Origin of the sequence: Proteiniphilum sp. X52 (assembly GCF_003712195.1) — a bacterium.
GTDB lineage: Bacteria > Bacteroidota > Bacteroidia > Bacteroidales > Dysgonomonadaceae > Proteiniphilum.
Genome location: NZ_RDSD01000009.1, coordinates 1 through 15434, shown reverse-complemented (window position 1 = coordinate 15434; position 15434 = coordinate 1). Strand labels below are relative to the sequence as shown.

Sequence of the window (15434 nt, the reverse complement as noted above, 5' to 3'; positions counted from 1 at the left end):
ATAAAAGTAAATAACAATCTTGATTCTTGGTTCTTGAATCTTGAATCTAAATTTAAAGGTATGAAAGAAGAACAACTTAAAAAAGCGTATGAAGAGGCAAAGGTACAATACGCGTCGATGGGAGTGGATGTTGACCAGGCTATTGAGAAACTGAATAATCTCTCCATATCCATTCACTGCTGGCAGGCAGACGATGTGTCGGGATTTGAAAATCCAGACGGGGAGTTGACAGGTGGCATCCAGGCTACCGGGAACTATCCTGGAAAAGCCAGGACGATAGAGGAGCTACGGAGTGATTTCGAGAAAGTGCTCACGTTGATCCCCGGAACACACAGGATCAGCTTGCATGCCATCTATGGCGATTTTGGCGGTCAATTCGTCGATCGTGACCAGATCGAACCAAAACATTTTCAATCATGGATCGACTGGGCGAAGAAAGTCGGCGTAAAACTCGATTTCAACTGCACCCTTTTCTCGCACCCCAAAGGTGAGAGCGGATACACGATCTCTCATTTTGATCCTGAGATCAGGGAGTTCTGGAAAGAGCACCTGCGCCGTTGTCGTCGTATCGCGGCTGAAATCGGTCGGCAGCAAGGCGATCCCTGTATCCACAATATCTGGTTTCCCGACGGAGAAAAGGACAAAACCGTTTCACGCTTTGCCCACAGACTACTGATGAAAGAGGCGCTCGACGATGTTTTCACCGAAAAGATCAGTACGGATTACCTGAAAGATTGTGTGGAATGTAAATTGTTTGGTATCGGCAGCGAAAGTTATGTGGTGGGATCGCATGAATTTTATATGGGTTATGCGGTAAAAAACAATATGATGCTGACACTGGATGCCGGGCATTTCCATCCGACCGAATCGATCGCCGACAAAATCTCTTCGATGCTCCTTTTTGTGCCTGAACTTAATCTGCATGTAAGTCGTCCGGAACGTTGGGATAGCGATCACGTAGTGATCTTAAGCGACGAGTTGTTGGCTTTAACTCAGGAGATTGTCCGTTCCGGTCACGCCGATCGTGTACATGTCGGGCTCGATTATTTCGATGCATCGATCAATCGCCTGGGAGCTTACATAGTGGGAATCCGCGCTACCCAGAAAGCGATGTTGCAAGCGCTGCTCGAGCCGACCCCGCAATTAAGGGAATTTGAACGGCAGGATAAAAATTTCCAACGGCTGGCCTATCTGGAAGAATTGAAATCGATGCCTTGGAACGCGGTATATAATTACTATTGCCGGCAGCAGAACGTACCTGTGGGCGATGCGTATGTACAGGAGGTCCAGGAGTATGAAGATCAGGTAACCTCTAAACGAGTCTAAACAATGAATACAATTCTGGGTTTAATTATTATTGCTGTGGGAAGTATGGGCCAATCAAGCTCATACGTCCCCATCAATAAGATAAAAGAGTGGTCATGGGAAAACTTCTGGCTGATGCAGGGAATTTTCGCATGGCTGATCTTTCCTCTTCTGGGGGCATTCATGGCCAGTACGCCATCGGACTTGATCGCAATCTATACCTCCCACGCGGCTGCCTCATGGAAAGCCATTGGGTACGGGGTGCTTTGGGGAATCGGGGGATTGACTTTCGGATTAAGCATGCGTTTTCTGGGTATCGCCCTCGGGCAATCAGTGGCGCTGGGAACCTGCGCCGCTTTCGGGACACTTATCCCGGCAATGCTTGCCGGCACGGATCTTTTCTCCCCGAAAGGATTGGTTTTGTTGCTGGCTGTTGCCGTTACACTGGCAGGTATTGCATTAGTAGGGTATGCCGGCAGCCTCCGTTCAAAGAATATGTCCGAAGAGGAGAGGAAAAAAGCGATCAAAGATTTTGCCCTGAAAAAGGGACTTCTTATCGCGTTGTTTGCAGGCGTAATGAGTGCCTGTTTCAGTCTGGGATTAAGCGCCGGGATACCGGTAAAAGAAGCGGCCATCGCTGCCGGAGCAAAGGAGCTGTTCGCACAGAATCCGGTCACACTATTGGTCACCCTTGGCGGATTTGTCACCAATCTCGTGTATTGTCTCTATATGAACCGGAAAAATAAAACGAGCGGTGAGATAAAACGCTCCTCAAAAGCCGTTTTGGTAAATAATCTTCTGTTTTGTGCACTGGCAGGGCTTCTCTGGTATTCTCAATTTTTCGGGTTGGGCATGGGACAAAGCTTTTTCGAACCCGGCAGTGTGATGATGGCTTTTTCATGGAGCATACTGATGTCTCTAAACGTGGTTTTCAGCAACGTGTGGGGCATTATCCTCAAAGAGTGGAAAGGCGCGGGAAAAAAGGCCGTCATTTTCCTGGCTATCGGCATGGCGGTTTTGATATTTTCTTTGGTAATACCCAATCTGTTTTAATCCTATCGGTTTTATGAATCATGTACTGACCTGACAATATTTGCAATATGCCGCAACACAGAGTGATGAGCGCGGCGGGAATTGAAAATCGCTGACTTCCCACTGAAAGTGTAACAGGAAGCCATTGAAGCAAAGCGAAAATCGCTGACTTCCCACGGAAAGTGTAACAGGAAGCCATTGAATTCGGTTTATTTATGTAAATTTACAACCGAAATAGCGTTTTCGTCAAGCTAAATGGGAAGGAAAACAACTATTTACACCCAAAATAAAACATGCAAATCTAAACAGACAAAACATGAGATTTAACGACTTAGGAATCGATTTTAAATACCTGTTAGTAAACGAAAAAGATAAAAAATTCGGGCTAACGGTCAACACCGTTGGTTTTCAGCCCATCGCACCCAATACGGCGTATCCGTCCAAGGAACATCCCAAAAGTTACTACTTCACCCCAAATAACGGACGTATTTTATCGGAATATCAAATCGTTTATATCAGTAAAGGAAAAGGAGTTTTTTCTTCCGATTCCACAAAAAGGACAAATATTACCAAAGGACAGGTTATTTTTCTTTTTCCCGGGCAATGGCATACCTACTGCCCACTCAAAGAAATCGGATGGAATGAATATTACATCGGCTTTGACGGAAAGATCATTGATGATATCGTGGCAAACGGGTTCATATCTCCGGAGAATCAGATTCTCAGTGTAGGGGTGAACGAAGATCTTGTAAACCTGTTTTCCACAGCCATTAAAGTGGCTAAAGAAGATAAAACGGCCGCACAGCAGAATCTGGCAGGAATTGCATTTAATATCCTGGGTACGATTTTATCGCTGGCGCAAAACAGGAACTTCGAGTCGAAGGAATCCGCTCAGAAAATTGAACGGGCAAAAGTCATCATGATTGAAAATATCCATAAAAACGTCGATATCAAAGAGATTGCCACCAACTTGGGGATCAGCTACTCTTTATTCAGGAAAGCATTTAAGGAGTACACCGGTTATGCCCCGGCACAGTATTTTCAGGAATTAAAATTAAGAAAGGCCAAGGAGTTATTGGCTGAAACCAATTATTCTATAAAGGAGATTTCCTACGAATTGAATTTCAGCTCCTATGAGTACTTCTTATCCTTCTTTAAAAAGAGAGTCGGGGTTACCCCTATGGAATACAGAAATTCAGGACGTATAAAACAAAACAGCAACTAATTTCAGGCATTCATGCATTTCAGAAAAATAATATCACCCTCGATCTTATTTGTATTTTTGTCCATTACTGCCAACGCACAGGAGCAATCCGTTCCATACCAGTTAACGGTGAATCTGTTATCACAGGCCGAACAGGTATATGTAAACGGCTATCCTGTAACCACACCGATAGACAAAGCGGTTTCTCAAAGAGAAAATTTCCAGTTTACTGAAATAAGTACCCGCGAACCATTTTTCGGATGGGCAATACCTTCCCGGGAAAAAAACACCCGGCAAACAGCCTATCGGTTATTAGTCGCGTCAAAGAGGGATTTTCTGTTGAAAGATTCCGCTGATCTGTGGGATTCCGGAAAAGTGGAAGGGAATCGTTCTGTCAATATTCTGTATAACGGCAAACATCTTGAACCGGGAAAAGTCTATTTCTGGAAAGTAAAAACATGGGATCAGGGTGGAGAAGAATCGGGTTTTTCCCGAATTTCGGCTTTTAAAACAGCGCCAAATCTAGTCGATTACGCAACAGACCGGTATCCGATTCAGAAACAAGACGAATATCCGGTAAAAATAAACCGGATCGATGAGATGCGTTATTTTGCCGACTTCGGCAAAGCATCTTTCGGCAGAGTAAGGGTGAATCTGTATTCCGACACCGGAACCGATAGTGTGACCGTCCATTTGGGAGAAACAGAAATGAACGGAGAGGTTAACCGCTCCCCGGAGGCTTCAATCCGCTACTCCCGATACAAAATAAGACTTGACAAAGGCTGGAAAACCTATGTGGTCGCCATTCGTCCCGATAAAAGAAATACCGGCCCACAGGCTGTACTGATGCCGGAATATATCGGAGAGGTGACCCCGTTCCGCTACTGCGAAATAGAAGATTATAAACATCCGCTCGGGGAAAAAGACCTGATACGGGAGACGGCTTTTTATCCGTTCAACGATTTCGACTCTCACTTCCACAGTTCCGACACAATACTCAACCGGGTTTGGGATATCAGTAAATACTCGATAAAGGCAACATCCTTCCTCGGTATTTATATTGACGGGGACCGCGAAAGAATTCCTTACGAAGCGGACGCGCTGATCAACCAACTATCGCACTACGGCGTAGCCCGCGATTACAGCATGGCACGCCATACGCATGAATACCTCATACGGAAGCCCACCTGGCCAACCGAATGGCATCTGCAATCCGTTCTCATAGCGTGGGAAGACTATATGTACACCGGTAATGACCTCTCGTTGGCGCACTTTTATGAAGACCTTCAGGCAAAAACACTGATCGCGCTCTCCGATGAAAGAGGTTTTATCAGTACCCGCACAGGCAAGGTAACGCCGGAAGTGCTTCAATCTATCCATTTCGACGGGCAGATACGGGATATTGTCGATTGGCCGCATACCGGTATCCTTGGGTTGGAAAAGGAGGAAGGCGGTGAGACCGACGGATTTGTCTTCACCGATATCAACACGGTAGTCAATGCCTTCCATTACAGAACCCTGGTATTGATGGCGCGAATTGCGGGAACGTTAGGAAAGGCAGCTGATCAGAAATTCTATAACGAACGTGCCGCCAAGTTGAAACAATCTTTCAATAACCACCTTTTCGATAAAAAAAGAGGTGTTTATATCGATGGCATCGACACAGACCACGCATCCCTCCATGCCAATATGTTTGCGCTGGCTTTCGGATTGGTCACTGAAAACCGGATCAACAGTGTGTTGGAGTTTATCCGTTCCCGCGGAATGGCTTGTAGTGTGTACGGTTCACAATTCCTGCTCGACGCCCTCTACGACGCCCACGATGCCGGATACGGGCTACAGCTGCTCACTTCCACCGGAGAAAGGAGCTGGTATAATATGATCCGTGCCGGTTCCACAATCACGCTCGAAGCGTGGGACAACAAATATAAACCCAATCAGGACTGGAACCATGCCTGGGGTGCGGCACCTGCCAACCTGATCCCACGCAAACTGATGGGAATAGAACCATTGGAACCGGGTTTCCGGAAGATACGGATCAAGCCGCAGCCTGATTCGCTGAAATCAGCCCAGATCAGACATCCCACCATCCGGGGCGACATAACGGCAAGCTTTACCAATGATCCGGGTCAATCGTTCCGGCTTGAAGTCGACATTCCGGCCAACACTACCGCCGAAATACACCTTCCTTTCTATTGCCGAAGGCAGACTTTACGCATCAATGGTCAACCGGTAAAATATAAACGGGAGGGAAATTTTTCAATAATTGAAAATATCGGTTCAGGGAAATGGCAGTTCTCTGTGGAACGGTAATATCCCTATCACTCGCGACATTACAAATGATAGCGCGCTGCGCGCGATAATGTCCTGGGCGATAGTCTACTGTGCACGATAATTGATAATTCTAAGCTCCCAGTTCTAACTTCTAAGTTCTTAACTCACCAATCATATGAAAACTCGTTTATTCTTTATTCTTTTTCTTTTTCTTTTAGCGGAAAACGTTCCGGCCCAAAAATACTTGGCAGAAAAAACCTTCCAGGGACAACTGATCAAAGACGAAATTACAAGGGCATATCTTACCCCTGTGAAAATAGTCTGGCAATCGGATGATAAAAACCAACAGGTGAAGAACGCCGAAGTGCTGTTGGCACCATTCGACGGACAACTCTCAACCAGCGGAACAGGCATGTGTCTCCTCCGGTCGGACGACGAAGCACAGGCCTCGGTGTTACTCGATTTCGGAAAAGAACTCTACGGCGGAATAGAAATTGCCGCCGCGATAAGAGGCGAGAAAAAGCCGGTGCGAGTACGTATCCGTTTGGGAGAGTCGGTTTCGGAAGCCATGAGCGATTGTATTGACAACAGTGTGCCGGGCATGGGTTCAGCCACCAATGATCATTCTTTAAGAGATTACACACTCGAACTCCCCTGGTTGGGAACCGTAGAGGTGGGCAATTCCGGATTCCGGTTCGTACGGATAGATCTGTTGGATAAAGGTGTGGAACTGCCGCTACGATCGGTAAGAGCGATTTTCCGGTACAGGAATATCCCTTACCTGGGTTCATTCAAATGCGATAACGAACGACTGAACGAAATATGGGAAACGGGAGCCTATACCGTTCACCTGAATATGCAGGAGTACCTGTGGGACGGAATAAAAAGAGACCGGCTGGTATGGTTGGGGGACATCCATCCGGAAATCATGACCATACACGCCGTGTTCGGGGATCACGAAGTGGTGAAAAAGAGTCTCGATTTCGGAAGGGACACCACCCCCCTACCCCGATGGATGAACGGGATCTCCTCCTATTCATTGTGGTGGCTAATTGCCCATCGCGATCTTTACCTGTATCATGGGGATTGGGATTATCTGAAAGAACAGCAGGACTATCTCTCGTCTTTGATCCGTCAGGTCATTTCAAATATAGGGCCGGATGGCAGGGAAAATCTCGATGAAGGGCGTTTTCTCGATTGGCCCACGGCCAGAGATTCCAACGTGATCCATGCCGGACTCCACTCTTTGACGCTGATGGCTATGGAAGCAGGAAAGGATATTGCCGGATGGTTGAACGACAGGGAACTCAAGAATGCATGTATAAAAGCAGCTGCATCACTACATAAGCACCTTCCACCCCATCATGGCAATAAACAGGCAGCCTCATTGCTCGCATTGGCAGGGATGTTGCCTCCCAATCAAGCTTCTCCGGTTATACTCAGAAACGGGGCAAATGATTTCGCGACCTTCTATGGCTATTACATGCTGGAGGCATTGGCGAAAGACGGCAAATACCAGGAAGCAATGGACATTATCTCCGATTATTGGGGAGCAATGCTCGATTTGGGCGCCACCACCTTCTGGGAGAATTTCAATTATGAAGAACGATTGAATGCCTTACCGATCGATCAACTTCCTGACCCGGCGAAGTTCGATATTCATGCCGACGGGGGTGATCATTGCTATATCGGCCTCAGGGCCAGCCTCTGTCACGGATGGGCATCCGGACCAACCGCCTGGTTGACGGCCCATGTGTTGGGGATCCAGGTGATCGAACCCGGATCAAAGGTAATCCGCATACGTCCGAACCTGGGTGTTCTCGCTTTTGCGGAAGGATCATTTCCCACACCTTACGGTGTCGTGACAGTAAAACATGTGAAACAAGCCGACGGAAAAATAAAAAGTGAGATTGATGCTCCGAAACAGATAAAGATTATAAGATAATAAAGAGTTCCGCTTATTAGTATCATGGAACGGTGTTTATGTAGAAGGATGGGGGTATACCTTTTCAGAGGTTACTCTTGCTCAAACGACATGCTGTATCATGGGTATTTTTATAACAAAAAACTATCGAAATAATTTGCCGATTTATACTATTTTATAACTTTGTAACCGGAATAAACCGGGTATTCTCGAGACTAAATGTCATCTATATTTTGTTCTTAATCTATCAGAGATACCGAGAACAGTTATTTTACGCCAAGAACCATGGTGTTGCATGATTTCAAAGAAAATGTGGAATTGCAAGAAATACGGGTGTTAAAAAATGATCAACGTTGTAACCATACGAAAACTGGTTGACTACCTCCTCCTCAATGCCTGCTCCATCAACTCTTCCGGACTTTACAACGGGAAGGCGGGAATTGCCTGGGCGTTATTCGAAGTTGCACGCTACCTGCAAGACGAATATATAGAAGACCAAGCTTTTGATCTGTTGCAGGAAGCACTGATAAGCAAAACGGATGATATTGGCTTTGAAAACGGGCTCAGCGGAATTGGCCATGTGTTGATTTATCTGATAAAAAACGACTTCATCGATGCCGATTTTGATGAGTTGTTTGGTGAGAAATACGAAAAAATACTGTCCGGATTTGAAAAAGCAAAGGAAAACCCTAAGACCTTGCTGGATTCGATACGGCTAAATTATTTTTTGGCTGCCGTAGAATCATATCATAATCCTGTCGATAAACGGATAGATGAAGCAATGAAAAGCATTTTCGAGGCAAATGAACTCTATTTGGCCATTCAGTTTCTTGATTTCAAAGATATACATTACATCAACAGCAAAACTACGGTTTTATTAAAGTTTGAGAAATATCTAAAAGTAGTTTACGAGTGCGGATATGTAAATTATTCGCGGGTGGTTTTAGATGATTATGCCGATTTGTATAGAAGCGGGCGAGTGAAGAGTTCCCGCAGGGTTGCGTATTATTTGGAAAAATTAGACAAAACAGGAAAATACAACGATATAATCAATGATAACAAACGATTTTCGGCTTTAGATGATGTGAAAAATGCAAGTTTAAAAGACCGCATTGAACTATCTCAATTATTGGGAAATGACAAGCATTTAAGCTTGCTTTTGATGGGAGAAGAAAACGAAATAGAGAAAACGATTTTAAAGCTTATGCCGCCCGGAGTTTTTAAAGCCGGGTATGAACAAGGAGTGAGCAGGCTGTTGATTTATTTGACACACAAGAAAACTGTTTTATTTTAAGATCATGTCTCTCATCAACCTCTATCTCATCGACATGTCCCACGCCACCAACACTTCCGGCGTGGACAGGTACGTAAGCACGCTGATCAGCGGACTTCAGGATGTTGCGGACATACAAGTGCATTGGATACACCTGCGAAATGATGACACGCTACTTTTCCCGAAAGAAGAAACGATTGACCATTACGTGAAATTCAGCATCCCGATGCCGCAGCAGTATAACACCATCATAGCCGAACGCTTCTGGATACGAAAATACAATAGACAGGTCTATAGACTTACCAAACATCTTTTTGATGGAAAAGAAAAACGCATCATCCACCTGCATACGCTTAACTTAATAGATTTGGCGGTATATATTCGGGAACAAATCAACTGTAAAATAATCACTCACTTGCATTGTATCCCTTGGAAAGGACTGTACAACAGCGATAAGAAGCGTTTCAACAAACTCTATCAATTAACTTACGGCAATGCGGAGAATGCCAAAAAGCCCAACCCCGGGATTTATGCAACCAACAATTGTGAACTGCAATCTTACGCCGCACCCGATGCGTTGCTGTGCGTAACCAACTGTGCCGTGGACTTCCTAAAAAAATGCATACACCGCTATTCCCACAATATCCGAGTGATACCCAACGGTATAAATGATTTAGCTTTACACATAGAAAATCAAGGAAAGAAAACAAAAAATGATAAATTTCACTGTCTCTATGTGGGCGTAGTAAGCGAGAGTAAAGGGGTTGTGTATATTCTTAAGGCCTTACGTCTGGTACGGCAACAAGGCTACAATGTTTCGCTGACAATTGCGGGAACCTGCAATCCGCAATTTCGAAATCAACTGAAGCAGGATTTTCCAGATTTGGAAGTTGATGTAAAAGGGCGGATTCCTTTTGACGAATTAAAAGAACTGTATTCAGCGTGTGATATAGGAATAATTGCCTCACTGCAAGAGCAGGCAAGCTATGTGGCAATAGAAATGGCCATGTTCGGTATGCCGATTATAACAACGGCGGTGGATGGTTTGGACGAAATTTTCACCGATGGAGTGAATGCCTTAAAAGTAAAAACCAGATTCTCTCCCGTTTTTGGACTTTCTGTAGATGTAGAAATGATGGCTGCCCAACTGATCCGTTTAATAAACAGTGAGAAATTGAGAAAAATGCTGAGTGAAAATGCACGGCAACTGTATGAGCAGAAGTTAAATCTCGAACTGATGATAAACAGAACCCTGGAAGTGTACAGAGAGTTGAGCCAATAATATAAATGAGAAAATGACAACAGATAAAGATAAACAAACACCTGCTATCTCCATCGTAATGCCGGCTTACAATGCGGAAATGTATATCAGGGAAGCAATAGACAGTGTGAATTGCCAATCATTCCCCGATTTTGAGTGCATTGTAGTGGATGATGGTTCTACGGATGGCACACGCGACATTATTCGCGCCTACGATGATAAGCGAATGGTTTTATTGGAGAATAAGCACGATTTTACAGCATCGCTCAACCTTGGGATGGATGCGGCGCGAGGCAGATACATAGCCTGTATGGATGCCGATGACATCATGCACCCTGACAGACTGAAAATTCAGTTTGCCTTAATGGAAGCCGAACCGGGCATCACGGTCTGCGGCACATGGATGCAGCATACTGGAAAAGGCGCACTTCCACGGGGGATATCCGGAAATATAAGCGGATTGGTAGAGTATCCGCTGTTACAATTTCTAAAAGGGAATTTTATGTGTCATCCTACTGCGATGATACGAAAAGACTTTTTGAAGGAAAATCAGTTGAGCTATGAAAACTATGCTTATGCCGAAGACTACAAACTGTGGACGGAAATCGCCAAGAAGGGCGGAACGTTTTATGTGGAATCCCAACCGTTGCTCTATTGTCGGATTTCAGAAAACCAAATAACGAACCGAAAAGGGGAAGAACAGGTGAAAACTTCGGAAAAAATAGTGCGTGAGGTTTTGTTGTACCTGATTGAAAAAAACAAAAAAGACCTTCCTGAATTGATGTCTATGTTTGAAGCAGTGGAAAAACTTCGGGAAAAAGGAATGATTCCTGTCAGAGGAGTGTCGGATCTGTTTCAAAAAGTGTTTTATTCAAATAAAAACAGACTCTTGTTAGTCTGATCTATAACTATTTATTTTTTTAATTTAATTGTTATGACAAGAAAGAAACTGACAAAATTGAGTTTGAACGAATTGGCAGAAAGAATGCCGGTGCTGAGTGAAACTGTTCAGCATGGTTTTATCGGGGGAGGAGACGGAAGTGCTTCCAATCCTTATACCGTTGCGGAGTTTGACCAGATGGTTGCCGACGGAACATGGAATGGCGGTTATGTTGACGGATGGGGATACACATTCAAAGATGTGGTTGTCACGGGAAGTTGTGGAGGTTCATGCGGAGGCAGTGATTCCGGAAATGAGAACAACGGATCGAATGATAATTTTGGAAGTTCCTCCGGTGATGGCAATACCAACGAATGGGGAGGAATTGATTCGGGATTTTGGAATGACTTTACCGGAGGGGATTCCGGTTCGTCAGGAGACTCCGGTTATTGGTGGGGGTATGGAGTGAGCGGAGACATATTTGGACAAATGCCTCCGGGCTACGGCGGAGGAGGCGGAGGAGGCGGAGGAGGCGGAGGAGGATGGTATGGCGGCGGGATCGATCCCCTTAAAGACGGGGTGGATATCTCCAACTCAAACCATTTCACCCTTAACACCACAGGACACAGCGCCTTTAACTCGCAACTGACAAGAATCCTGGAAACCAACTCCGTGATAAAAAACTTACTCGCTTATTTCGACAAGGGCATCGTGCACATGACTTTTGGCGTGAGGAATCTCCAGGCACAGGGCAATGCAGTAACACTGGCCTTGACATCTTATCCCTCACCCGAATCATATCATATCGACTTTAATGCAATTTTTATCGACAGTGCCGGATGGAACAATCCCCACAATGGTCTCGACAATATGGGCTATGATTTTTCAAAGGCGCGCAATATGGAGGAAAAGTTGCTGATAACACTCGCACACGAGGCGCAACATGCAAACCACTATGCAAGATATCAGGAGGCATTAAGAAATGCCAATGGTTGGCCCCATATCGCAGCGGCAGATTTGATATCCCAAGGATACAGTGAAGAATTTGTTGATATTTTCTTTGAAAAGAATGAGAAAGGTATTTGGGAGCATGAAATTGCCGATGCTATTGTTAGCAACATGCACGAGTATATGGAAAAATATAATCGTCCAATAATAGACGCCGCGTTGGAAGAATACAGAAGAGATTATTATGGATATTAAATGGATTGACTCATGAAAAAAACATATTTTGTATTAATTTCTATCGCTGTTTTGATTTCCTGCAGGGAAAACAGGAAAATCAGCGAGCAACAAACGGAATCGGGGAAAGAACCGGGCAAGTTGGAACTTCTTCTAACCTTTCCCGTTGACACGGTAATTGATTTTTACGATTTGTCGAACGATAGTATCCGGGAGTTCCCCGATCTTTCGGTCTATACCATTAAATCATTGGATTTGTCACATAATGAAATAGATACATTTATCGTGGATTTCTTACCAAAAGGTATCGAAAAGCTAAATCTATCAAACAACCTGCTCAGGAACTTTTATATTCTTGAAATAAAACCACCGTCCAATAACTTAAAAGAGATAGATGCTTCTCACAATCGGATCTCATCCGTTAGCATAGGTGTACCTATCCGAAAAATTAATGCGTCACACAATGAGCTGACATCCATATCTTTTAGCCATAAAAACATAGAGTATGTAGATGTCTCTTATAATCCGAATCTGAGTAATGTGGTAGGCTTTGATCCTTACAAAATAGATACGGTAATTCATAACAATATAGCCAATAATAGAAAATTAATATATATTGGCAGTATTGGTCCTGAACATGTAGATTATATTATCATAAGTGATTCGGTAAATTGAAAACATCATCATGAAAACAACTGGAATTAATAGAATTACGAATATAATTAGGGCTTTTGTTTTACTAATTTTTTTGGTCTTGATTTCCTGCAAGGGAAAACATCAGCCTATGGCGTACCGAGTATCGCCGCCTACGTCGGTGGCGTAAGTCATCCGGTACGAGAGGGAAAGAACGGCTTTTCAATGCCTCCCGCCGCATCGGCGAAAGGTTGGAGAAGATACGATCGGTATTCGGCGACAAAGAGCGTTACATGAAATTGAGGACTGCGTTGCGTCAGGAGTTTGAAACACGACTGAATTGGGATGTGTGGAGAGAAAAAATGAACAGGATTTTGAAAGAAAACGTTTTAAAGTGGACTCACTTTTTGAAAGAAGGTGGTTACAGCGATGAGTTTGTCTCGATTTTCTTCACGCAGGATCAGACGGGAACTTGGGTTGACTCTCCCACGGAGACAAGGAACGACCGGCTTCACGACTATATGAGAAGGTACAATCATGGCATAATCGATGCCGCGTTGGAGGAGTACCGCCGTGATCATCAAAACTGAAAAATTTATAGGTTATGAACAGGATATACATTTGCTTAATGCTCCTGCCGCTCTTTTCCTGCACGGGCGGCACTTCCCAAAAACAGACGGGGGAGCATACCGTTGCAGCGGAGAAACAAAGCAAGTTGGAGCGGCTGATGCAGTTGCCGCGTGATTCGGTGATCGATTACTTCGATTTGTCGTACGACTCCATTTCCGATTTCCCAGACCTTTCGGACTATGCCATTAAATCATTGGACTTGTCCAATAACCGGTTGGACACCGTGATTGTGGATTACCTGCCGAGAGAAATCGTAACGCTCAATCTGTCGTACAATTCATTCCACAAGATTTTCGAATTTGATATTGATCCCCAATGGCAGTTGACCGAAAGGGAAAGAAGAAAATTATACGACAAAGCCACAATCAGGGAGATCGATTTGTCCCACAACCGGCTGACCGGGATAGACATCGGGTTCTCCTTGCGAAAGATCATTGTTTCGCACAATGATATCACGTATATCAATTTTAGTCATGGAAATATCCAATACATAGATATTTCATATAACCCGAACTTGAGCAACGTCGTGCAGTTCGACCCGTATGTGATAGACACCGTCATACGCGACCATATTGCCAATGACAAGAAGCTCATTCCCTCGAACTGGTTCCCGGAAATCGATTGAGTCGCACGATTGACGGAGTAACCGGTGTTTTATCGATATATGGGCGCTTGTTTCTTGCAAAACCGGGTTGCTATGACAAGAAAGAAACCTGTCTGATTGGCGGCGGCAACGGGACCCGGAAAGACCCATACACGGTAGAGGAGTATGACCAGATGGTTGCCGACGGAACGTGGGACGGAGGTTACGTTGATGGATGGGGCAGGTATCAGGACGCGATGCGTTACGCGAATAATAAAAGAGAAAAGGCTGTCGAATATCTAAAAAATAAAGGTTACAGCGATGAGTTTGTTTCGATTTTCTTCACGCAGGATCAGACGGGAACCTGGGTTGACTCTCCCACGGAGACAAGGAACGACCGGCTTCACGACTATATGAGAAGGTACAATCATGGCATAATCGATGCCGCGTTGGAGGAGTACCGCCGGGATCATCAAAACTGAAAAATTTATAGGTTATGAACAGGATATACATTTTCTTAATGCTCCTGCCGCTCTTTTCCTGCACGGGCGGCACTTCCCAAAAACAGACGGGGGAGCATACCGTTGCAGCGGAGAAACAAAGCAAGTTGGAGCGGCTGATGCAGTTGCCGTGTGATTCGGTGATCGATTACTTCGATTTGTCGTACGACTCCATTTCCGATTTCCCAGACCTTTCGGACTTTACCATTAAGTCATTGGACTTGTCCAATAACCGGTTGGACACCGTGATTGTGGATTACCTGCCGAGAGAAATCGTAACGCTCAATCTGTCGTACAATTCATTCCACAAGATTTTCGAATTTAGAATCGATCCTCAATGGCAGTTGCCCGAAAGGGAAAGAAGAAAATTATACGACAAAGCCACAATCAGGGAGATCGATTTGTCCCACAACCGGCTGACCGGGATAGACATCGGGTTCTCCTTGCGAAAGATCATTGTTTCGCACAATGATATCACGTATATCAATTTTAGTCATGGGAATATCCAATACATAGATATTTCATATAACCCGAACTTGAGCAACGTCGTGCAGTTCGACCCGTATGTGATAGACACCGTCATACGCGACCATATTGCCAATGACAAGAAGCTCATTCCCTCGAACTGGTTTCCGGAAATCGATTGAGTCGCGCGATTGACGGAGTAACCGGTGTTTTATCGATATATGGGCGCTTGTTTCTTGCAAAACCGGGTTGCTATGACAAGAAAGAAACCTGTCTGATTGGCGGCGG

At 44.7% G+C, this 15434-nt stretch carries 14 protein-coding genes; all 14 read left to right on the top strand.

Going from position 1 to position 15434, the window contains the following annotated elements:
- Nucleotides 1–60 precede the first annotated feature (60 nt).
- The 14 genes from D7D25_RS08785 (at nucleotide 61) to D7D25_RS08720 (ending at nucleotide 15328) form a co-directional block, all read left to right on the top strand.
- The gene (locus D7D25_RS08785) at nucleotides 61–1326 is read left to right on the top strand and encodes an L-rhamnose isomerase (RefSeq protein ID WP_122968684.1); all 1266 of its coding nucleotides are present in this window, start codon (nucleotides 61–63) and stop codon (nucleotides 1324–1326) included.
- A gap of 3 nt (nucleotides 1327–1329) precedes the next feature.
- Nucleotides 1330–2358, top strand: a complete 1029-nt coding sequence (gene rhaT, locus D7D25_RS08780; protein ID WP_122968593.1) for an L-rhamnose/proton symporter RhaT — start codon at nucleotides 1330–1332, stop codon at nucleotides 2356–2358.
- A gap of 295 nt (nucleotides 2359–2653) precedes the next feature.
- Nucleotides 2654–3562 carry an AraC family transcriptional regulator gene (locus tag D7D25_RS08775; RefSeq protein ID WP_122968592.1) on the top strand — a complete coding sequence of 303 codons (909 nt, stop codon included), beginning with the start codon at nucleotides 2654–2656 and terminating at the stop codon, nucleotides 3560–3562.
- A 12-nt stretch (nucleotides 3563–3574) separates the two neighbouring features.
- The gene (locus tag D7D25_RS08770) at nucleotides 3575–5854 is read left to right on the top strand and encodes an alpha-L-rhamnosidase C-terminal domain-containing protein (protein WP_255417244.1); all 2280 of its coding nucleotides are present in this window, start codon (nucleotides 3575–3577) and stop codon (nucleotides 5852–5854) included.
- A 136-nt stretch (nucleotides 5855–5990) separates the two neighbouring features.
- The gene (locus D7D25_RS08765; RefSeq protein ID WP_255417243.1) at nucleotides 5991–7760 is read left to right on the top strand and encodes an alpha-L-rhamnosidase C-terminal domain-containing protein; all 1770 of its coding nucleotides are present in this window, start codon (nucleotides 5991–5993) and stop codon (nucleotides 7758–7760) included.
- Between the two features lie 322 nt (nucleotides 7761–8082).
- Nucleotides 8083–9033, top strand: coding sequence for a lanthionine synthetase LanC family protein (locus D7D25_RS08760; protein WP_122968589.1), 951 nt, complete (start codon nucleotides 8083–8085; stop codon nucleotides 9031–9033).
- A gap of 4 nt (nucleotides 9034–9037) precedes the next feature.
- Nucleotides 9038–10294 carry a glycosyltransferase family 4 protein gene (locus tag D7D25_RS08755; protein ID WP_122968588.1) on the top strand — a complete coding sequence of 419 codons (1257 nt, stop codon included), beginning with the start codon at nucleotides 9038–9040 and terminating at the stop codon, nucleotides 10292–10294.
- A 13-nt stretch (nucleotides 10295–10307) separates the two neighbouring features.
- The gene (locus tag D7D25_RS08750; protein WP_122968587.1) at nucleotides 10308–11174 is read left to right on the top strand and encodes a glycosyltransferase family 2 protein; all 867 of its coding nucleotides are present in this window, start codon (nucleotides 10308–10310) and stop codon (nucleotides 11172–11174) included.
- A 33-nt stretch (nucleotides 11175–11207) separates the two neighbouring features.
- A complete protein-coding gene (locus D7D25_RS18700) occupies nucleotides 11208–12356 on the top strand; it encodes a hypothetical protein (protein ID WP_122968586.1) in 1149 nt (382 codons plus the stop codon).
- Nucleotides 12357–12368: 12 nt separating this feature from the next.
- Nucleotides 12369–13010 carry a hypothetical protein gene (locus D7D25_RS08740; RefSeq protein WP_148038899.1) on the top strand — a complete coding sequence of 214 codons (642 nt, stop codon included), beginning with the start codon at nucleotides 12369–12371 and terminating at the stop codon, nucleotides 13008–13010.
- Between the two features lie 209 nt (nucleotides 13011–13219).
- Entirely contained in the window at nucleotides 13220–13558 is a 339-nt protein-coding gene (locus D7D25_RS08735; RefSeq protein WP_148038898.1) for a hypothetical protein, read from the top strand.
- 14 nt (nucleotides 13559–13572) lie between these two features.
- A complete protein-coding gene (locus D7D25_RS08730) occupies nucleotides 13573–14223 on the top strand; it encodes a hypothetical protein (protein ID WP_122968583.1) in 651 nt (216 codons plus the stop codon).
- Nucleotides 14220–14663, top strand: coding sequence for a hypothetical protein (locus tag D7D25_RS08725; protein WP_122968582.1), 444 nt, complete (start codon nucleotides 14220–14222; stop codon nucleotides 14661–14663). The genes D7D25_RS08730 and D7D25_RS08725 overlap by 4 nt, the downstream gene beginning before the upstream one ends.
- Before the next feature lie 14 nt (nucleotides 14664–14677).
- The gene (locus D7D25_RS08720; RefSeq protein ID WP_122968581.1) at nucleotides 14678–15328 is read left to right on the top strand and encodes a hypothetical protein; all 651 of its coding nucleotides are present in this window, start codon (nucleotides 14678–14680) and stop codon (nucleotides 15326–15328) included.
- Nucleotides 15329–15434: the final 106 nt, after the last annotated feature.

Excerpts from the sequence above, each read along its gene's own strand:
- D7D25_RS08785 (WP_122968684.1), top strand. The coding sequence starts at position 61 with ATGAAAGAAGAACAACTTAAAAAAGCGTATGAAGAGGCAAAGGTACAA.
- rhaT (WP_122968593.1), top strand. The coding sequence starts at position 1,330 with ATGAATACAATTCTGGGTTTAATTATTATTGCTGTGGGAAGTATGGGC.
- D7D25_RS08775 (WP_122968592.1), top strand. The coding sequence starts at position 2,654 with ATGAGATTTAACGACTTAGGAATCGATTTTAAATACCTGTTAGTAAAC.
- D7D25_RS08770 (WP_255417244.1), top strand. The coding sequence starts at position 3,575 with ATGCATTTCAGAAAAATAATATCACCCTCGATCTTATTTGTATTTTTG.
- D7D25_RS08765 (WP_255417243.1), top strand. The coding sequence starts at position 5,991 with ATGAAAACTCGTTTATTCTTTATTCTTTTTCTTTTTCTTTTAGCGGAA.
- D7D25_RS08760 (WP_122968589.1), top strand. The coding sequence starts at position 8,083 with ATGATCAACGTTGTAACCATACGAAAACTGGTTGACTACCTCCTCCTC.
- D7D25_RS08755 (WP_122968588.1), top strand. The coding sequence starts at position 9,038 with ATGTCTCTCATCAACCTCTATCTCATCGACATGTCCCACGCCACCAAC.
- D7D25_RS08750 (WP_122968587.1), top strand. The coding sequence starts at position 10,308 with ATGACAACAGATAAAGATAAACAAACACCTGCTATCTCCATCGTAATG.
- D7D25_RS18700 (WP_122968586.1), top strand. The coding sequence starts at position 11,208 with ATGACAAGAAAGAAACTGACAAAATTGAGTTTGAACGAATTGGCAGAA.
- D7D25_RS08740 (WP_148038899.1), top strand. The coding sequence starts at position 12,369 with ATGAAAAAAACATATTTTGTATTAATTTCTATCGCTGTTTTGATTTCC.
- D7D25_RS08730 (WP_122968583.1), top strand. The coding sequence starts at position 13,573 with ATGAACAGGATATACATTTGCTTAATGCTCCTGCCGCTCTTTTCCTGC.
- D7D25_RS08720 (WP_122968581.1), top strand. The coding sequence starts at position 14,678 with ATGAACAGGATATACATTTTCTTAATGCTCCTGCCGCTCTTTTCCTGC.